This window comes from Azospirillum terrae, from assembly GCF_053470425.1.
The window spans coordinates 213926-233803 of sequence record NZ_JBPXMR010000007.1; the positions used below are offsets into that span (position 1 = coordinate 213926).

10 protein-coding genes are annotated in these 19878 nt (G+C 70.9%); 9 read left to right on the top strand and 1 reads right to left on the bottom strand.

The annotated features are described in order from the left end of the window. Positions 1-140: 140 nt before the first annotated feature. The 7 genes from uraH to guaD all read left to right on the top strand — a co-directional run bounded on the left by uraH (position 141) and on the right by guaD (position 8908). Entirely contained in the window at positions 141-515 is a 375-nt protein-coding gene (uraH, locus tag ACSVDD_RS19640; RefSeq protein ID WP_448191081.1) for a hydroxyisourate hydrolase, read from the top strand. A gap of 3 nt (positions 516-518) precedes the next feature. Continuing rightward, positions 519-1991, top strand: coding sequence for a xanthine dehydrogenase small subunit (xdhA, locus tag ACSVDD_RS19645; protein ID WP_448191082.1), 1473 nt, complete (start codon positions 519-521; stop codon positions 1989-1991). Further along, a complete protein-coding gene (xdhB, locus tag ACSVDD_RS19650; RefSeq protein WP_448191083.1) occupies positions 1984-4299 on the top strand; it encodes a xanthine dehydrogenase molybdopterin binding subunit in 2316 nt (771 codons plus the stop codon). The genes xdhA and xdhB overlap by 8 nt, the downstream gene beginning before the upstream one ends. After that, a complete protein-coding gene (gene xdhC / locus ACSVDD_RS19655) occupies positions 4296-5243 on the top strand; it encodes a xanthine dehydrogenase accessory protein XdhC (protein ID WP_448191084.1) in 948 nt (315 codons plus the stop codon). The genes xdhB and xdhC overlap by 4 nt, the downstream gene beginning before the upstream one ends. Beyond that, on the top strand, positions 5240-6328 hold the full coding sequence (locus tag ACSVDD_RS19660; RefSeq protein WP_448191085.1) for a cysteine desulfurase family protein: 1089 nt from the start codon (positions 5240-5242) through the stop codon (positions 6326-6328). The genes xdhC and ACSVDD_RS19660 overlap by 4 nt, the downstream gene beginning before the upstream one ends. Before the next feature lie 88 nt (positions 6329-6416). Continuing rightward, on the top strand, positions 6417-7598 hold the full coding sequence (locus ACSVDD_RS19665; RefSeq protein WP_448191086.1) for a urate hydroxylase PuuD: 1182 nt from the start codon (positions 6417-6419) through the stop codon (positions 7596-7598). Continuing rightward, positions 7595-8908: a guanine deaminase gene (guaD, locus tag ACSVDD_RS19670; RefSeq protein ID WP_448191087.1), complete on the top strand. Its 1314-nt coding sequence runs from the start codon at positions 7595-7597 to the stop codon at positions 8906-8908. The genes ACSVDD_RS19665 and guaD overlap by 4 nt, the downstream gene beginning before the upstream one ends. A gap of 10 nt (positions 8909-8918) precedes the next feature. Here guaD and ACSVDD_RS19675 read toward each other — a convergent pair whose 3' ends face one another. After that, positions 8919-12263 carry an ABC transporter substrate-binding protein gene (locus ACSVDD_RS19675; RefSeq protein ID WP_448191088.1) on the bottom strand — a complete coding sequence of 1115 codons (3345 nt, stop codon included), beginning with the start codon at positions 12261-12263 and terminating at the stop codon, positions 8919-8921. 263 nt (positions 12264-12526) lie between these two features. Between ACSVDD_RS19675 and ACSVDD_RS19680 the strand changes: the two genes are divergently transcribed. Beyond that, positions 12527-17719, top strand: coding sequence for an MG2 domain-containing protein (locus ACSVDD_RS19680; RefSeq protein WP_448191089.1), 5193 nt, complete (start codon positions 12527-12529; stop codon positions 17717-17719). Between the two features lie 10 nt (positions 17720-17729). Further along, positions 17730-19802: a penicillin-binding protein 1C gene (pbpC, locus tag ACSVDD_RS19685; protein ID WP_448191090.1), complete on the top strand. Its 2073-nt coding sequence runs from the start codon at positions 17730-17732 to the stop codon at positions 19800-19802. Positions 19803-19878: the final 76 nt, after the last annotated feature.

A 19878-nucleotide genomic window follows, 5' to 3' on the forward strand; every position in this document is an offset into this window, starting at 1 on the left:
GCCATGATAATGCCAGAAGACCCGGCACACCTTGCTCATCCGTTTGAAAGTCTTTCCCAGGCACCCCCTGTTAGAGCAGGATTTGCACGTCGATATAATTGCTTAAGCATGCGGCGGAAGACCGGGGAGACAAGACGGCCATGACCAACGACGCGCAGCACGGCGGGCGGCTGACCACACACGTGCTCGACACCACGCACGGACGGCCCGGCGCCGGCATCGCGCTCACCCTCTACCGGGTCGAGAACGAGCAGCGCACCTGGGTGCTGGACGCGCGCACCAACGCCGACGGGCGTTGCGACGTGCCGCTGCTGCAAGGTGGCACCCTGAAGCCGGGCTGCTATGAGCTGGTGTTCAAGGTCGGCGCCTATTTCCGCGCCGCCGGACTGAATCTGCCCGACCCGCCGTTCCTCGAAGCGGTGCCGATCCGCTTCGGCATCGCCAAGGCGGACCAGCACTACCACGTGCCGTTGCTGGTCTCGCCCTACGGCTATTCCACCTACCGCGGCAGCTGAGCCATGCGCGACACCGTGCGGTTCCTGCTCGGCGACGATCTCAGGGAGATCAAGGACGTCGATCCGACGCTGACCGTGCTCGACTGGCTGCGGCTGGAGGAGCGGCGCGTCGGCACCAAGGAGGGCTGCGGCGAGGGCGATTGCGGCGCCTGCACCGTGGTGGTCGGGCGCCTTGATGGCGACCGCGTGCGCTATGAGGCGGTGAACGCCTGCATCCGCTTCCTGCCCACCCTGGACGGTTGCCAGTTGCTGACCGTCGAGCACCTGAAGGGTTCGGACGGCAGCCTGCACCCGGTGCAGCAGGCCATGGTGGACGGGCGCGGTTCGCAATGCGGCTACTGCACGCCGGGCTTCGTCATGTCGATGCTGGCGCTGTACCTGAACGAGGACCGTCCGGGCGAGGAGCGCATCGACGACGCGCTGGCCGGCAACCTGTGCCGCTGCACCGGCTACGCCCCCATCGTCCGGGCGGCGCAACGCATGTACGAGTTGGGCGACCGCACCGCCGACCGCTTCGCGCTGGCGGCTTCGTCGGTGGCCGAACGGCTGCGCGAACTGAACGACGACGCGGTCGTGTGCGTCGGCCAGGGCGGGCGGCGCTTCTATGGGCCGGCCACCGAGGGGCAGTTGGCCGACCTGCTGCTCCAGCACCCCCAGGCCACCATCGTGGCAGGCGCAACCGATGTCGGGCTGTGGGTCACCAAGTTCCAGCGCGTCATTCCTGACGTGATCTACACCGGCCGCGTGCCCGAACTGCGCCGGCTGCGCGAGACCGACACGGCGCTGGAGATCGGTGCCGGCGTCACCTACACCGACGGGGCGCAAGCCATCGCGGCGCTCTACCCCGACTTCGGCGAGCTGATCCGCCGCATCGGCGCGGCGCAGGTGCGCAACATGGGCACCATCGGCGGCAACGTAGCCAACGGCTCGCCCATCGGCGACACGCCGCCGGCCTTGATCGCCGCCGGGGCGACGGTGGTGCTGCGCCGGGGCATCGAGCGGCGCACGCTGCACCTTGAGGACTTCTTCATCGCCTACGGCAAGCAGGACCGCAATCCCGGCGAGTTCGTCGAGAAGATCGTCCTGCCCAAGCCCGCCCCCGGCGCGCTGTTCCGCGCCTACAAGGTGTCGAAACGCTTCGACCAGGACATCTCGGCCGTCTGCGGCGCGTTCCTGATCGAGTTGGACAACGGCCGGGTCAGCCGCGCGCGCGTGGCCTACGGCGGCATGGCGGCGACCCCGAAACGCGCGGCGGCGGCGGAAGCGGCGCTGGTCGGCCAAGCCTGGAGCGAGGCCAGCATCAAGCGCGCCATGGGGGCGCTGCGCGAGGATTTCACGCCGCTGACCGACTGGCGCGCCAGCGCCGAGTACCGCGGCAAGATCGCCGCCAACCTGCTGATGAAGATGTTCGTCGAGACCACGGACGAGGCGGCGGCGACGCGCCTCGTCGGCGGGGGGAGGCTCACCCATGCCTGACACGGCGCATCCCCTGACGATCTCCGGCGGCGTCCACCAGGACCGCCGCCACGACAGCGCCCACAAGCACGTTACCGGCGAAGCGGTCTACGTGGACGACATGCCGGAGCCCGCCGGGCTGCTGCACGTCTATCTTGGCTTGTCGGCCAAGGCGCACGCGCGCGTGCCGTCCATGGACCTGTCGAAGGTGCGCGCGGCGCCCGGCGTGGTGGCGGTGCTCACCGCCGCCGATGTACCGGGCGAGAACGACATCGGCGCCATGGGCCGCCACGACGAGCCGCTGTTCGCGCACGATCTGGTGGAGTACGCCGGCCAGCCGCTGTTCGCCGTCGCCGCAACGACCCGCGACCAGGCGCGCCGCGCCGCCAGGCTGGCGGAGGTGACGTACGAGGATCTGCCGGCGGTGCTGGACATCGCCACCGCCCGGCAAAACCCGCAACTCGTCTTCCCGCCGATGACCATGCGCAAGGGGGACGCCGCGGCGGCGCTGGAGCAGGCGCCGCGCCGCCTGTCCGGCCGGCTGGTCATGGGCGGGCAGGAGCACTTCTACCTGGAAAGCCACGCCGCCCTCGCCATCCCGGCGGAGGACGACGAGGTGCTGGTGCACTCTTCCACCCAGCACCCCAGCGAGGTTCAGCACATCGTCGCCCATGTGCTGGGCGTGCCGGACGGTGCCGTGTCCATCGAGGTGCGGCGCATGGGTGGTGGCTTCGGCGGCAAGGAGACACAGGCCAACCTGTTCGCCGCCACCGCCGCGCTGGTCGCCAGGAAGACCGGCCGTGCGGCCAAGATCCGCCCCGACCGCGACGACGACATGATCGTCACCGGCAAGCGCCACGACTTCGAGGTGGACTACACGGTCGGCTTCGACGACGAGGGCCGCATCCTCGCCGCCGATATGACCTACGCGGCGCGCTGCGGCTTCTCCGCCGACCTGTCCGGGCCGGTCACCGACCGCGCGCTGTTCCACGCCGACAACTGCTATTTCTACCCCCATGCCCGCATCGAATCGCTGCCGCTGAAGACCAACACGGTGTCCAACACCGCGTTTCGCGGCTTCGGCGGCCCGCAGGGCATGCTGGGCGCCGAGCGCATCATCGAGGAGGTGGCGTTCACGGTGGGCAAGGACCCGCTGGAGATCCGCAAGCTGAATTTCTACGGGCCGGGCCGGGACACCACGCCATACAAGCAGACGGTCGAAGACAACATCATCCCCGAACTGGTCGCGCAGTTGGAGGCGGAAAGCCGCTACCAAGAGCGCCGCGCGGAGATCGGCGCCTTCAACGCCGCCAACCGCTGGCTGCGCAAGGGCTTGGCTCTGACGCCGGTGAAGTTCGGCATCTCCTTCACCGCCACGCACTACAACCAGGGCAGCGCCCTGGTGCACGTCTACACGGACGGTTCGATCCACCTGAACCACGGCGGCACGGAGATGGGCCAGGGCCTGCACACCAAGGTGGCGCAGATCGTCGCCGAGGAGTTCCAGGTCGATATCGACTGTGTACGCATCACCGCCACCAACACCGCCAAGGTGCCCAACACCTCGGCCACGGCGGCCTCGTCGGGCACCGACCTCAACGGCCGGGCGGCGCAGAACGCCGCGCGCACCATCAAGGAGCGGCTGATCGACTTCGCCGCCGGGCACTGGGGCGTGCCGCGCGACGCGGTCGTCTTCCGCGCCGGGCGGGTGAACGTCGGCAACCACGCCATGGGGTTCCCCGATCTGGTGAAAGCCGCCTACATGGAGCGGGTGCACCTGTCCTCCACCGGGTTCTACAAGACGCCCGGTATCCACTGGAACCGCGGCACCGGCGAGGGGCGGCCGTTCTTCTACTACGCCTATGGCGCCGCGGCGGCCGAGGTGACGGTGGACACGCTGACCGGCGAATACCGGCTGGACCGCGTGGACATCCTGCACGACGTCGGCCGCTCGCTGAACCCGGCCATCGACCGCGGCCAGATCGAGGGCGGCTTCGTCCAGGGCATGGGCTGGCTGACCATGGAAGAGCTGTGGTGGGACCAGGAGGGCCGGCTGCGCACGCACGCGCCCTCCACCTACAAGATCCCGGCCTGCGGCGACCGGCCCAGGGTGTTCAACGTCGGCTTCTTCGACGCCCCCAACCGCGAGGACAACATCTTCCGCTCCAAGGCGGTGGGCGAGCCGCCGTTCATGCTCGGCATCTCCGTGCTGCACGCGCTGTCCGACGCGGTGGCGAGTGTGGCCGGGCACAAGGTCTGCCCGAAGCTCGACGCCCCGGCGACGCCGGAACGCGTGCTGGCCGCCATCGAGAGGTTGCGCGCGCCATGACCGGGCTGGCCGCCACGCTGGGCGACTGGCTGGAACGCAGCCAGGGCGCGGTGCTGGTCACCATTACGCAAGCGCGCGGCTCCACCCCCCGCGAGGCCGGCGCGCGCATGCTGGTGGGGCGTGGGGCGACGCTCGGCACGGTGGGCGGAGGCCGGCTGGAGTGGGAGGCGGTGGCGACGGCGCGGCGCATGCTGGACGATGGTTCGACGGCCGAAACGCTGGACATGCCATTGGGGCCGGCGCTGGGCCAGTGCTGCGGCGGGCACGTGACGCTGCGGCTGGAACGGGCGGATGCCGGCACGCTGGCGGTTCTCGAAGATGTGGAGAGGGGCGAGGCGGAACGCCGCCCGCACGTGCTGCTGTTCGGCGCCGGGCATGTGGGCAAGGCCATCGCCGCGGCGCTGGCGCCGCTGCCGCTGGCCGTGCGCTGGATCGACGAGCGGGCGCACGAGTTCCCCGATCCGATGCCGTCCGATGTGGAAAAGGTGGTGAGTGCCAACGCGCTGGACTACGTTGCGGCGGCGCCGGCCGGAAGCGGCTACCTGATCCTGACGCACAGCCACGCGCTGGATTTCGCCATCGCCGCGGCGGTGCTCGACCGCGGCGATGCGACGTACGTCGGCCTGATCGGCTCGGCCACCAAACGCCGGCGCTTCGAGCGCGAATATTTCGCGCGCGGCCGAGACCCGGCACGGCTGGAGCGCCTGACCTGCCCCATCGGCAGCGCGTTGAAGGGTGACAAGCGCCCCGCCGTGATCGCCGCACTGGTCGCAGCGGAGGTGCTGATAAATACCCTCTCCCCTCTGGGGAGAGGGAGGGACCCGCTCGAAGAGCGGGAGGGTGAGGGTGCCTCCAAGGACCCTTGCCGGTACCCTCACCCGGCGCCTGCGGCGCCACCCTCTCCCGGGACGGGAGAGGGAACGAGGGGCGCCTGTCGTCAATGACCTGGGACATTTACCTCGACCACCTCGCCTCCACACCGCTCGATCCCGCGGTGCTGGAGGCCATGCTCCCCTGGCTGAGCCACGCCGGAAACCCGCACGCCCGGCACAAGCCGGGCTGGAACGCCGCCGACGCCATCGACAAGGCCCGCGTCCACATCGCCACCCTGGCCGGCGCCAAACCCGGCGAGGTGGTCTTCACCTCCGGCGCCACCGAGGCCAACAACCTTGCCCTCGTCGGCGCCCTGCCACCGGGCTGGCCGGTCCTAGCCTCGGCCATCGAACACCCCAGCGTGCTGGAATGCCGAGTCACATCGACACTGCCGGTGGACCGACGCGGCGTCGTGGATCTCGACCGCCTGGACGCGGCATTGCGAAGCGGCCCCGCGCTGGTGTCGATCATGGCCGCCAACAACGAAGTCGGCACACTCCAGCCGCTCGCCGGGATTGCCGCGCTGTGCCGCGCCCATGGCGCGTTGTTCCACTGCGACGCCGCGCAACTCCCCGTGCCGATGGACGGCATCGACCTGCTGAGCCTGTCCGGCCACAAGCTCTACGGCCCGATGGGCATCGGCGCCTTGGTGGTACGCGATGGCGTGCCGCTCCGCCCCCCCCTGTTCGGCGGCCACCAGCAAGGCGGCCGGCGCGCCGGCACGCTGCCGACCGCCCTGTGCGTCGGCCTCGGCGAGGCATGCCGGCTCGCGCTCGCCCGCCGCGACGAGGACGCCCGGCGCATCACCGCCCTCCGCGAACGCCTGTTCAAAACGTTGACGGAGAGGCTGCCGGACATCCGCCGGACCAGCCCGGCCGAGGGCTGCCTGCCCGGCTGCCTGAACGTCGTCGCGCCGGGCGTGGACGCTGCCGACCTGCTGCTCGATCTGCCGGACGTGGCGCTGTCCACCGGCTCGGCGTGCGCCAACGGCCTCGAAGGCCCATCGCACGTGTTGCTGGCGCTGGGGCTGTCACCGGAGGACGCGCACGCCTCGTTCCGCTTCGGCCTGGGGCGCACCACCACCGAGGCCGACATCGACCACGCCGCAGCCCGCTTCGCCCAGGCCGTCGCGGATTGGCGGCGGGGCTCGGTTTGAAGGTGTCGGGTCCCAGCCGGCGCTTCCCGCTGCGGTGCCGCGCGCCGTACACTTGACCACCTGCCCCCCGGCCAAGCCAAGGAACGTCATGGAACCGATCATCTGGGAATGGGTCAACCTGATGGCGCGCTGGCTGCACGTGATCACGGCGGTCGCGTGGGTCGGCTCGTCCTTCTACTTCATCCACCTCGACCTCTCCTTGCAGAAGCGCCCGCACCTGCCGCCCGGCACCCAGGGCGAGGCGTGGCAGATCCACGGCGGCGGCTTCTACAACATGGTCAAGTATCTGGTGGCGCCGCCGCAACTCCCCAAAGAACTGACGTGGTTCAAGTGGGAGTCCTACACCACGTGGCTCAGCGGCTTCTTCCTGCTGTGCGTGCTGTACTACCGTGGCGCCGACCTGTTGCTGATCGACCCGGCGGTGCTGGATCTGCCGTGGTGGGGCACCGTCGCGGCGAGCCTCGCGTCGCTGGCGCTGGGCTGGCTGGTCTATGACGCTCTGTGCAAGTCACCGCTCGGCAACGACGACACGCGCCTCGCGCTGGCGGGGTTCGTGTTCCTGGTGGTGGTGGCGTGGGGGCTGACGCACGTGTTCAGCGGGCGCGGCGCCATGCTGCACATGGGGGCGCTGATCGGCACGATGATGTCGGCCAACGTGTTCCTCGTCATCATCCCCAACCAGCGCAAGACCGTCGATGCCATGCTGCGCGGCGAGACGCCGGACCCGATGCTCGGCAAGAAGGCCAAGCAGCGCTCGCTGCACAACAACTACCTGACGCTGCCGGTCGTCTTCCTGATGCTCAGCAACCACTACCCCCTCACGTTCGGCACCCGGTACAACTGGGTGATCGTCGGGGTGGTGCTGGTCGTCGGCGCCGTCATCCGCCATTTCTTCAATTCCAGGCACGCCGGCAAGCCCACCCCGTGGTGGACCTGGGCGGCGGCGGCGGCCGGCATGGCGCTGGTGGTCTGGCTGAGCACCGCCGGGCCGAAGGACGCCGATCTGGCCGCGGCCCCGACCCGCGTCGGCTTCAACGAGGTGGAGGAGATCGTGTCGTCCCGTTGCAGCATGTGCCACGCCGCCTCGCCCGTGTGGGAGGGCATCCACGAAGCACCGCGCGGCGTGCGCCTCGACAGCGCCGCCGCCATCCGCCGCCACGCCGGATTGATCCGCGTGCAGGCCGGGCTGTCGGACGCGATGCCGCCGGGCAACGTCACGCGGATCACGCCGGCCGAGCGCCGCGCCCTTGCCGCTTGGACGGGCCAATGACCCCAACAACAGAGGTGCGCGCCATCCGCGGGCGCCTGCTGAGCTTCCTGGCCGAGCCCGCCGGACCGGGCGACGCGGCCAGTTACTGTTACCTCGCCGACGGCATGCTGCGCATCGAGGATGGGCGCATCGCCGCCAGCGGCCCAGCCGATGAGATGGCAGCGTCCCTGCCTCCGGGCACGCCGGTGGAGCATCACCCCGACGCCCTCGTGATGCCGGGCTTCATTGACCCGCATATCCACTTCCCGCAGACCCAGGTGATCGCGTCGTACGGCGCGCAACTGCTGGACTGGCTGGAAAAGTACACCTTCGTCGAGGAGCAGAAATACGCCGACCCGGCGCACGCCGCCGCCAACGCCCGCTTCTTTCTGGACGAGCTGCTGCGCAACGGCACGACGACCGCCGCGGTCTACGGCTCCGTCCACCCGCAGTCGGTGGACGCCTTCTTCGCCGAGTCGGAGCGGCGCGGCACCGCCATGATCGCCGGCAAGGTGATGATGGACCGCTGCGCCCCCGAAGCGCTGCGCGACACGCCGCAGTCCGGCTACGACGACAGCAAGGCATTGATCGGTCGCTGGCACGGCCGCGGCCGGCAACTCTACGCCATCACCCCGCGCTTCGCCGTCACCTCCACCGAGGCGCAGCTGGAAGCCGCCGGAACCCTGGCCCGCGAGCATCCCGAGTGCTACGTGCAGACCCACCTGTCGGAGAACCACGCCGAGATCGCCACGGTCCGCGCGCAGTTCCCACAGGCCAGGCACTACACCGATGTCTATGACCGGCACGGGCTGCTCGGCCCGCGCTCGCTGTTCGGGCATTGCATCCATCTGGAGGAGGACGAGGTCCGGCGGCTGGCCGGGACCGGGTCGGTGGCGGTGTTCTGCCCGACCTCCAACCTGTTCATCGGCAGCGGCCTGTTCGACATGGCCCGGCTCAAGGGGAACGTGCCGCCGGTGCGTGTGGCGCTGGCGACGGACGTCGGCGGCGGCACCAGCTATTCCATGCTGCGCACCGCCGCCGAGGCTTACAAGGTGTTGCAGTTGCAGGGCCAGAACCTGCCGGCACTCACCGCCTTCCACGCCATGACCCGCGGCAACGCCGAGGCACTGGGCCTGCACGGCGCCATCGGCTCGCTGGAACCGGGCTGCTGGGCGGACGTGGCGGTGCTCGACGCCCGCGCGACGCCGGCCATGGCGCACCGCATGGAAACCGTGCGCGGCGACCTGGAGGAGGAGCTGTTCGTCCTCATGACGTTGGGCGACGACCGCGCCGTGAAGGCGACGTACGTGCAGGGGAAGCGGGCGTTCTGACGCCCGCGGCTCAGCGCGCGGCTTTGGCTCCGAGGAAGAGTCCGCTCAGGCGCGACAGGATGCTGCCGCGGATCTTCATGGCGGCAGCGCCCTCGGCCAGGGACTGCCCATCGGCGCTGAGCGCGGCCATCTGGTTGCGGGCCATCAGCTCGCTGACGCGCTCCATCAGTTCCGGGTGGGTTTCCAGAATGTGTGCCACGTCGCCCCGCGCCAGGGAGAACAGCACGACGCGGCCGACGGCGGTGACGGTGGTCAGGCGCCGCTCGCCCTCCAGAAGGGCTTCGATGCCCACCAGCGTTCCCGGCCCGAAGCGCTCGACCTCCTGCTCCGTCCCGGAGCCCTGCCGGCGTGCGCTCAGCACACCGGCGGCAACGAGGAACAGGGCGTCGGCCGGCTCGCCTTCGGAAAACAGCGTGGCCCCGGCCTTCACGGTCCGCTGCCGCGCCTGCGCCGCCAAGCGATGGCGGTCGGCGGACGGCAGCGTCGCAAAGGGCTCCGCTTCGGCCATCAGCGCCTCGGCCGAAGGCGTCTTTGCCGGGGGATCGGGCTGCTGAACGACCTGGACGGCGTCCACGCCGGCCGCCGTGGTGATCTGAATGCCGGCGCGCTGAAGGACGCGATGGATGCTCAGCAGCACCGCGTGCGTCTGGGAACCCGCCTTGTTGCGGTCGAGACAGTCGAACTTGACGAGGAAGCGCGCACCCACCGCGTCCATGCCGGTGTAGACGGCGTTGGTCACGCCCAGATGGCGGCGCCCGTCGACGCTGCGAGCCAGACGCAACCCGTCCAGCAGCAGCTCGGTGACCCAGGCGGGATCGAGTTCCGCCGGGACATACAGCGTGTGATCGATGAGGAAGTGGCGTTCCGGGAAGGAGAAATTCTCCAGCCGCGCCCCGGTCACCACGGAATTGGGGATGTTCAGCATGGTGTTGGCGAAGGTGCGCACCTTGGTGGCCCGCCAGGAGATGTCCACCACCTGGGCCACCGGGCCGTCGCCGATCTTGATCCAGTCGCCGGGCCGCATGGGCCGTTCGATGTTCAGCGCGATGCCGGAAAAGACGTTGGCCAGATTGCTCTGCACCGCCAGACCGATGATCATCGCCACGAGGCCGGACGTGGCCATCAGCCCGGTGACGTCGCGTTCGAAGACGTTGCTGACGATGCCGAACAGCGTCAGCACCACCACCAGCCCGGTCAGCGAGGTCTTGATGACCCGCGGCACCGGGCGCCCCGTGGCCCTCTCCAGCGGGGTCCACACCAGCTTCTCCATCGCCACTAGCAACAGGCAGCCTGACGCGAACCACCACAGGAAATCGAAGAAGCGAACCACCTCGGTGATGGTGCGCTCCAAGCCCAGATCGATGACCAGCCGCATGACGGCGCTCTCGGTCGTCAGCAGCAGCCCGCCGGTGACCGCGGTCAGCAGGAACAGCACGCCGCGCGGCCAGCGGGCCAGCCACGGCGTGTCGCTCGCCCACAGCAGCACGGCGAAGGCCAGGGCCAGGACCAGCGCGCTCGCCTCGGCTTCCATGGTCAGCCATTGCCGGCGCAGGCCGGGGTCGGTGCGCCCGAGTTCGATGTTGAGCGCCACGCCGGGGGCGCTGACCACCGGAACGGCGCCGCTGGTCAGCGTCGGGTCGCCCAGGCTCGACCGCTCCAGGGTGTCGGCGAACAGCGAGGCGTCAGTGATGGAAAAGCCGGACGGCAGCACGGCCGACCGCGACAGCAGCCGCACCAGCGCCGGGCCGGACAGCGCCGGCAGCGCCGTGGAATCCGGCACGTAGATGAGCTGCTCCTGCGACAGCGAGCGATGATGGAAACCGATGGGCACGCCGATGCGGCCCTGCGCCGCCTGCAGGCCTTCGCTGGACACCTGGAAGCGCCCGGCCACGCGGAACAGGCGGTATTCGATGCCGCCCACCGACGAGGATTTGACCGGTTCGCCCAGGACGATGGGCTTGACCGCGCCGATGAAGCTGATGTCCCCCACCGGAACGTTGCCCTGGAAGCGGAACCACAGGTCGAAGTCCACGTCCACCTGGGTTGGGTTGTTGGCGACCCGCTCGATGTGGCGCGGGGCGAGGCCGCTGTAGACCACGGGGACGCGGCTCAGTTCGTCGCTGCCGACGGTCTGGTGCAACTGCATCAGCGAGGACATCAGCAGGTTTGAGAACTGCCCGATGATGACCGGCTTCATGGCGTTGCCCTGGTCGTCGAACCACGTCACGCCGGTGGCGCCGGGAACGCCCAGGCCGGGGCTGCGCATCTGGGCGAGCTGGTCGCGGAGCGCCCGGCGCCCCTCGGCCGGCACCTCCGGCCCGAAGCCGGCGCGGCGCATGGCTTCCACCAGCACCTTGGCGGCGTCGTAGGCGTACGGTGCGCTCCAGGATTGCAGCGCCCCGCCCTTGAGCGAGAGCCGCTGGATGAGCTGGCGCGCCTCGACGTTGGCGGTGTCGGCGAGAAACGGGGCCGAGACGAACAGCCCATTGGTGTAGAAGCCGGGCGAGGTCTGCTCCCGCGGCATCTTCGTGAAGGCGTTGGCCAGTTCGATGGTGCCGAGGGGGTCGGGGCCGAGGATGCGCAGCTTGATGCCGGCGTCGCGGATGGCCTTGACCAGGGGCACCGCGGATTTCTGATAGGCAAGCAGCAGCACGACGGTGTCCGGCGGCAGCCCGGCCAGCGAGCGCGTCAGCGCCGCCATGTGCTCGGCGCCGTCCGCGGCCGTGGGATCGCCACCCCATTCCTCCAGGATCGGCAGCTCGAGACGCTTGGCTTCCCGGTGAATGACGCCGGCCATGCGGTCGGCGTACCTGTTCGGGGTCCGCACCACGGCGAGGCCGGAGGCCCCAAGGACGTCGCGGGCGTAGTCGGCGAGGAACTCGCCCTCGCGGTCGTCGGAAAAGATGGTGCGGAAGTACCAGGGGTTGCCCTCCGTCACATCCGGGGCGGTGGACCGCGGCGTGATGGCGGGAATTCCCGCCTTGGCGTAGATCGGGCCGGCCGCCTGGGACGTGTTGGACGAGCTGTGTCCGATGACCGCGACGAAGCGCGGATCGGCGGCGATCTGCTGCGCCACCGCACGGGCGCGCTCCACGTCGTTGCCGTCGTCGAAGGCGGTCAGTTCCACCTTGAGCCCGCCGAGCCCGCCATCGGCATTGACCTGCTCGATGAGATCGGTCGCCGCCGCCACCACTTCCGTGGTGGTGCGCGTGTTCGTGCCGGTCTGCCGGCCGACGAGGGCGATGTGCACGCTGCCCTGGAAGGTCGGCTCGCGGGTGTTGTGATTCGCCACAAGCCGCGCGGCCACGTCGCCCACGAACAGCAACAACACCAAAGCGATGAGGAACCGCTTCATCTGGTCCACCGGTCCAAGTCTGGCGCCAAATGCACCGGCGTGCAGCGCGTGGCGGGATGCATAAAATGCCGGACTCTTGTCTAACTTGAATCGGGCTCGGGTTTCGAGTGGAATCGCCGGCTGAACCAGATCGGTCACGGGATCGGCGAGAGCCGCCCGGTCCGACGAATTTTCCCGCCCTCCCGGCGGGAGGTTCGCCGGACGCAGGATGCGTCTGCTATAAACATGAGAGCTTCCCCCTCCTCCTTAGCCGAGGTGACGCCATGGCGCCGGTGCTCGCGATCGTCTGGTTCCTGATTGTCGCCCTCCTGCCCCTGGCGCCGGCCCGCGCCGACTTCGAACCCCAGGGCCTTTCCGCCGACGCGGCCAGCTATGCCGAGGCCATTCGGGCGAAAGCCCCACCGCAGGCGACACCGGCCCAGCGTGCCGAGGCGCTGAAGCAGGCGCGCGCCGCCGTCGAACGCGGCGATTTCGCCGCGGCGGTGAACCGGTTCGAGGCACTCATCGCGCTCGGCGAGGACGGCCCGCCGACGTGGCTGGCGCTGAGCGAGGCTTGGACCGCGCAAGCCAAACCCGGCAAGGAGCGCGCCTTGCAGGCGGCGTACCTCGCCTACCGGGCAAAGGATCAGGCCGAGGATCGAGTCGCCGCGCTGTGGCGCATGGCCGCGCTGCTGGAGGACCGCTTCGACCGCCCGGCCGACGCCCTACAGGCTTTGCAGGAACTGAAGCGAGTCGGGGCGAAACTGGCGCCGGCCGGCCTCGACGCGCGTTTCACGGCGTTGCGCCAGCGCGTCGGGCTGACGCTGCGCTCGGTGAAGGTCAACGCCGACGACGGGTCGCCGCGCGCGTGCTTCCGCTTCTCCGGCCCGCTGAGCGCGCGCAAGGGGGTCCGCTTCGGCGATTTCCTGCGCGTCGAGCCGCCGGTGCAGACCGCCGTGGACGCGCGGAACGACACCCTGTGCCTCTCCGGCCTCACCAACGGCAAGGGCTACACCGTCACGCTGCGCAAGGGGCTGCCGGGGGACGACGACATCGTCCTCAACGCCGACGAGACGCAGCGCATCCGCGTCCCCGACCGGAAGCCTCTGGCGGCGTTCCGCGGCTCGGCGTTCATCCTGCCGCGCGGCGGCAGCGACGGCATCCCGGTGGTCACCGTCAATCTGGACGCCGTGGCGGTGAAGGTCTACCGCCTGAACGACCGCAACCTCGTCCCCAGCGTGCAGAACAGCAACCCCTTCGGCGCCCTGTCCTCCTACTCGGCCGATGATCTGGCGGACCGGAACGGCGAACTGGTGTGGCAGGGCCGTCTGGAGGTCCACGGCGAACGGAACCAGGAGGTGGTCACCGCGCTGTCGTTCCGCGACATGGTGGATGAGCCCAAGCCGGGTGTCTACGCCGTGACGGTGCGAACCGTGGACGTGAAGCCGGAGGACGAGGGGGCGGGCCTGGGCACGCAGTGGGTGCTCGTTTCCGACATCGGGCTGACCACGTTCCGCGGCGCCGATGGGATCACCGTGTTCGCCCGCTCCTTCGCCACCGCCAAGCCGCTGCCCGGCGTCGAGGTGGCGCTGGTGGCGCGCAACAACGGCGAACTGGCGCGCGTCACGACAGACGCCCTCGGCCGGGCGCGCTTCCCGGCAGGGCTGTCGCGGGGCAACGGCGGCAACGCTCCGGTGGCGGTGATGGCCTACGCCGGTGCCGATTTCGCCACACTCGACCTGTCCAGGGCAGCCTTCGACCTCAGCGACCGCGGGGTGGGCGGGCGCAAGACGCCGGGTCCGATGGACGCCTTCGTCTACACGGAGCGCGGCGTCTACCGCCAGGGCGAGACGGTCCATCTCGGCGCCCTGCTGCGCGACGACAGGACCGAGGCCGTCGAGAACTTCCCGCTCACCGTCAAAGTGCTGCGGCCGAGCGGGACCGAGTACTTCTCCGGCACCGTCCAGGCCAACCCGGCCGGCGGTTTCTTCCTGCCGCTGACGCTCAGCCGCACCGCGCCGCTGGGCGGCTGGACGGTGCAGGTCTACACCGATCCCAAGGGCGAACCGGTCGGCAGCGCCACGTTCCAGGTCGAGGATTTCGTGCCGGAGCGGCTGGCGCTCGACCTCACCGCACCGGCCCCCTACCTGGAGGCGGGCAAGCCCTTCGAACTGCTGGCGCAGGCGCGCTTCCTCTACGGCCCGCCGGGTGCCGGCCTGTCCGGCACGGCGGAGGTGTCGCTCCAGCCCGACCCGGCGCCCTACCCGCAGCACAAGGGCTTCCGCTTCGGCCTCGTGCAGGACAACGTCGAAGCGAAGCTCGAACAGCTGGAGATGCCCACCACCGACGCCGCGGGACAGGCGCGGATCGCGGTCACGCTGCCGAAGCTGCCGGACACGACGCGGGCGCTGCGCGCCGAGATCCGCGTCGCCGTGTCCGAGCCGGGCGGGCGGCCGACGCGCAAGTCGGTCATCGTGCCGGTGCGCACCAGGGCCTACGCCATCGGCCTGCGCCCGCATTTCGAGGGCGGCCGCATCGGCGAGGGGCAGGAGGCGGCGTTCGACGTGCTGGCGCTCGGCCCGGACGGCACGCCGCTCGCCAAGCCCGGCCTGAGCTGGGAACTGGTCGAGGAGCGCACGACCTATCAGTGGTACCTTCAAAACGGGCGCTACAACTACCGCAGCTCCACCCGCGACATCCCCGTCAAGTCCGGCACGCTGGCGGTCGGCGGCGACAAGGCGGCGGCGCTGACGCTGGGCGGCCGGGACTTCGGCCGCTACCGGCTGGAGGTGACGGACAAGGCGGCCGGCGTGGCGAGTTCGGTGCGCTTCTATTCCGGCTGGCGGATTGCCGAGGAGTCCGGTGACGCGCCGGACAAGCTCGACGTGGCGGTGGACAAGCCCGCCTACCGGCCGGGCGAGACGGCCCGCGTGCGCATCGTGCCGCCCTTTGCCGGCGAGGTGCTGCTGACCGTCGCCACCGACCGCCTGTTCGACAGCCGGACCCTGTCCATCCCGGCCGAGGGCGCCACGGTCGAGGTGCCGGTGGACGCCGCCTGGGGGCCGGGGGCCTACGTCACCGCGACCGTCTACCGGCCACCGGTCAAGGGCAAGGAGCGCCAGCCCGTGCGGGCGCTGGGCGTCGCCTGGATCGGCATCGACCCGGCGGTGCGCACGCTGGACGTGGCGTTGCAGGCCCCCACGGTGATGCCGCCGCGCGGCAAGCTCGACGTGGGCGTCAAAGTGACGGCGGCGGAAGGTGCGGCGATGGAGGACACCTATGTGACGCTGGCCGCGGTGGACGAGGGCATCCTGCGCCTCACCGACTACGCCGCCCCGCAGCCCGGCAAGCACTTCTTCGGCAAGCGCGGCCTCGGCCTCGACATCCGCGACGACTACGGCCGGCTGATCGACGCGCTGGACGGCCCGTACGGCACGTTGCGCCAGGGCGGCGATTCCGGCGGCGGAGGGCTGCCGGTGGTGCCGTTCACCGTCGTCTCGCTGTTCCAGGGACCGGTCAAGGTCGGGCCGGACGGCACCGCGCGCGTTGCCTTCGACATCCCGGACTTCAATGGCGAAATCCGCCTGATGGCGGTGGCGTACAGCCGCACCCGCGTCGGCTCGGCGACCGGCGCGGTGACCGTGCGCGATCCGCTGGTGGCGGAACTGGCGACCCCGCGCTTCCTGGCCCCCGGCGACGACAGCCGGCTCACCCTGTCGCTGCACAACGTCGAGGCGGCGGAAGGAGCCTATACGGTCGAGGTCGGCGGCGAGGACGGCGTCGCCGTCGAGAACGGCGCCTTCACCGTCCCGCTGGCCCGTGGCGAGCGCAAAAGCATGGTGCTGCCGCTCAAGGGAACCGCCGCCGGCATCGGCCGCGTGTCGGTCGCCGTGCGCGGGCCGGATGGCGCGGCGCTCGACCATAGCAGCCGGATCACCGTGCGCCCGGCGCGCCCGGTCGAGACGCAGTTCCTGACCGAACAGGTCGCCCCCGGCGGCACGTCGCGCTTCGACACCGCGTCGCTTTCGGCCTACCTGCCGGGAACCGCCGGGATGTCGGTGAGCTACACCGCGGGACCGCCCTTCGACGTGGCCGGCATCCTGCGGGCCCTGGACCGTTACCCCTACGGCTGCCTGGAGCAGACCATCAGCCGCGCCCTGCCGCTGCTGGTCGTCCGCGACGTGGAACTGGCTTTGGGCGTGGACCGCAAACCGGATGATCGCATCGACGCCCGCATTGACGAGGCCATCGGCCGGACGCTCGACCGCCAGCGCTTCGACGGCGCCTTCGGGCTGTGGGGTGCGTATGACGAGGCGTCCCCCTGGCTGACCGCCTACACGGTGGAGTTCCTGGTGCGCGCCCGCGACACGGGCCACCCTGTGCCCGACAAGCCACTGCGCGACGCGCTGTCGTTCCTGAGGCAATACGCGGTCGGCGATGCCGACGGGCCGGAGGGGCTGGCGGCCAAGGCCTACGCGCTGCACGCGTTCGCCCTGGCCGGCGTCCCCCTGCCCGGCCCGGCGCGCTACCTGCACGACACCGCGCTGGACACGTTGCCCACCCCGCTCGCCAAGGGGCAGCTCGGCGCAACGCTGGCCCGCCTCGGCGATGCGGAGCGGGCGGCAAGCGCCTTCGACGCCGCGCTGGCTCAGCTGAACCGCAAGGACTGGCACGTCGATTACGGCTCCACCGTGCGCGACGCCGCCGCTCTGCTGGTGCTGGCGGGCGAGGTCAACATGACAAACGGCCGGCTGGCGGCCCTGGTGGACCGGCTGCCCGCTTCGGCGACGGCGGCCAACCGCACCAACACGCAGGAGAAGGCGTGGATCGTGCTGGCCGCCAACGCGCTGACACGCGGCACCCAGCCGGTGGAGCTGGCGCTGTCCGGCGGTGCCAAGGCGCGCGGCGAGCGGGTGGATTTGACGCCGTCCGCGGCGCAGCTTGCCGGCGGCCTGTCGGTCGCCAACGCCGGCAAGGCGGCGGTGTGGCAGGCGGTGGCGGTTTCCGGCGTGCCCACGGAGGCGCGCCCGGCAGCGCGTGAGGGGCTGCGCATCAAGCGCAACTTCTTCAAGCGCGACGGCCAGCCGCTGGACCTCGAAGCGATCCACCAGAACGACGTCTTCGTCGTGGTGCTGGAGGGCGAGGCGAACACCGGCCTGTACCATCAGACGGCGATCACCCACCCGCTGCCCGCCGGCTGGGAGATCGAGAACCCGCGCCTGGGCGGTTCGGGCACCGGCGATCTGCCGTGGCTGGGCGAACTCACCCACCCACTGACGGCGGCGGCGCGCGACGACCGCTACATCGCCGCGGTGGACCTAACGGAGGAAAGCAAGAGCTTCAAGCTGGCCTTCGTGGTGCGCGCGGTGACGCCGGGCGTCTACGAGCTGCCCGGCGCGGTGCTGGAAGACATGTACAAGCCGCGCTTCTTCGCCCGTCAGGCGGCCGGCCGGATCACCGTCCTCCCCGCGCCCTGAGCCCATCGTCATGGCTTGGCGGCGCAGGATGGCCGGAGGTGCGGCGGCGGCCGGCGTGCTGCTGGGCGCGGCGCTCGCCCTCGACGCGCTGTTCCCGCCGCCGCTGGAGCGCCTGCACGATGTGTCGGTGACGGTCACCGACCGCGCGGGCGCGCCGTTGCGGGTCTTCACCAACACCGCCGGGGCGTGGCGCCTGCCCGCCGCGGCGGAGGACGCCGCACCGCGGCTCATCGATCTGCTGCTGGCCTACGAGGACCGGCGTTTCCTCACCCATCCCGGCGTGGACGCGCTGGCGGTGGCGCGGGCGGCGGTGCAGAACCTGACCGCCGGACACGTCGTCTCGGGGGCGTCCACGCTGACCATGCAGGTGGCCCGCCTGCTGGAGCCGCGCCCGCGCACGTTGTCGGCCAAGGCCGCCGAGGCGTTGCGCGCGCTTCAGCTCGAATGGCGCTACGGCAAGCGCGACATCCTAGCCATGTACCTGACGCTCGCCCCCTACGGCGGCAACGTCGAAGGGGTGCGGGCGGCGTCCATGGGCCTGTTCGGCAAGGCGCCGCGCGCTCTGACGGCAGCCGAAGCGGCGCTGCTGGTGGCCTTGCCGCAGTCCCCCACCCGCCTGCGGCCGGACCGCGCGCCGGAGCGGGCGCGGGCGGCGCGCGACAAGGTGCTGGAGCGCGCGGTCGCCGCGGGCATCCTCGACCGCCGCACCGCCGACGAGGCGATGGCCGAGCCGATCCCGGCCGAGCGGATACCCATGCCTGCGCACGCCCCGCACCTCGCCGAGGGGCTGAAGGCCCGGCATCCCAGCCAGCCGGTGCTGCGCACGACCATCGACGGCGCGCTGCAACGCGCGCTGGAGGATCTGGCGCGGCGCGCGCTGCCCGGCCTGCACGAACGCGCCGGGCTCGCCCTCATGGTCGTGGAAAACCGGACCCGCGCGGTTCTCGCCTATGTCGGCAGCCCGGACCCGCTGGACGAGCACCGGCTGGGCTCCATCGACATGGTCAGGGCGGTGCGCTCGCCCGGCTCGGCGCTCAAGCCGTTCATCTACGGCCTGGGTTTCGAGGACGGGGTGATCCACCCGCTGACGCGGGTGGCGGACGTGTCCACCCGCTTCGGCGACTACGCGCCGCGCAACTTCGACCGCGACTTCAGCGGCGAGCTGACGGTGCGCGAGGCGTTGCAGCGCTCGCTCAACGTGCCGGCGGTGCTGGTGCTGGACCGCGTCGGGCCGGTCCGCTTCGCCGACGCGCTGAAGCGCGCCGGAGCACGACTGGTCCTGCCGGCCGGCACGGTTCAGCCGGGCCTTCCCGTGGCGCTGGGCGGAGCCTCGGTCAACCTGTGGAACATGGCCGGCCTGTATGTCGGGCTGGCGCACGGCGGCATGGTCGCCCCCTTGCGCGTCGCCGCGGAGGAGGCGGACGGCGCCGAGACGCGCCTGCTGTCGCCGGCGGCGGCGCAGCAGGTGCTGGGCATCCTCGAAGGAACGCTGCCGCCCGCGGGCGTCGTGCAGGACGCGGACGCCCGGTGGGACGGGCCGATCGCGCTGAAGACCGGGACCAGCTACGGCTTCCGCGACGCCTGGGCGTTCGGCGTGACGGAGCGCTACACGGTGGGCGTCTGGGCCGGCCGGCCCGATGGCACACCGAGCCCCGACCATTACGGCCGGAACACGGCGGCGCCCCTGCTCTACCGGGTGTTCGACCGGCTGCCGAAGGAGCACGGCCGGGCGTTCGCGGCCCCGCAATCCGCGACCGGGTCAAGCTCCGCACCACCGGCCCTGCTGCGCCGCCTCACGGCCGGCGATCCGGCGGCGATGCCCGAGCCGGACCGGCTGCGCCTGACCTTTCCGACCTCGGACATGGTGCTGGACGCCACCGCTGCTGACGGCCAGCCGAGCCCGCTGACCCTTTCGGCGTCGGGCGGCCGGCGCCCGTTGTCGTGGCTGGTGGACGGCCGGCGGATCGCCGCCTCGCCGCTGCGCCGCGACGCGGTCTGGCTGCCGGAGGGACGGGGCTTCGTGCGCATCACCGTGGTGGACGCGGACGGCCACAGCGATTCCGCAACCGTCGAAGTCCGCTGACGGGCGCACTGTCCTTGTCGTACCAAAGGCAGATCGTGTTCTTGGTTGTTGCCATGACGTGTCCTTTCGCTTTTGC

Coding starts and splice junctions, on each gene's coding strand:
- ACSVDD_RS19665 (WP_448191086.1), top strand. CDS start 6,417: ATGGAACCGATCATCTGGGAATGGGTCAACCTGATGGCGCGCTGGCTG.
- ACSVDD_RS19675 (WP_448191088.1), bottom strand. CDS start 12,263: ATGAAGCGGTTCCTCATCGCTTTGGTGTTGTTGCTGTTCGTGGGCGAC.
- uraH (WP_448191081.1), top strand. CDS start 141: ATGACCAACGACGCGCAGCACGGCGGGCGGCTGACCACACACGTGCTC.
- guaD (WP_448191087.1), top strand. CDS start 7,595: ATGACCCCAACAACAGAGGTGCGCGCCATCCGCGGGCGCCTGCTGAGC.
- xdhA (WP_448191082.1), top strand. CDS start 519: ATGCGCGACACCGTGCGGTTCCTGCTCGGCGACGATCTCAGGGAGATC.
- pbpC (WP_448191090.1), top strand. CDS start 17,730: ATGGCTTGGCGGCGCAGGATGGCCGGAGGTGCGGCGGCGGCCGGCGTG.
- ACSVDD_RS19680 (WP_448191089.1), top strand. CDS start 12,527: ATGGCGCCGGTGCTCGCGATCGTCTGGTTCCTGATTGTCGCCCTCCTG.
- xdhC (WP_448191084.1), top strand. CDS start 4,296: ATGACCGGGCTGGCCGCCACGCTGGGCGACTGGCTGGAACGCAGCCAG.
- xdhB (WP_448191083.1), top strand. CDS start 1,984: ATGCCTGACACGGCGCATCCCCTGACGATCTCCGGCGGCGTCCACCAG.
- ACSVDD_RS19660 (WP_448191085.1), top strand. CDS start 5,240: ATGACCTGGGACATTTACCTCGACCACCTCGCCTCCACACCGCTCGAT.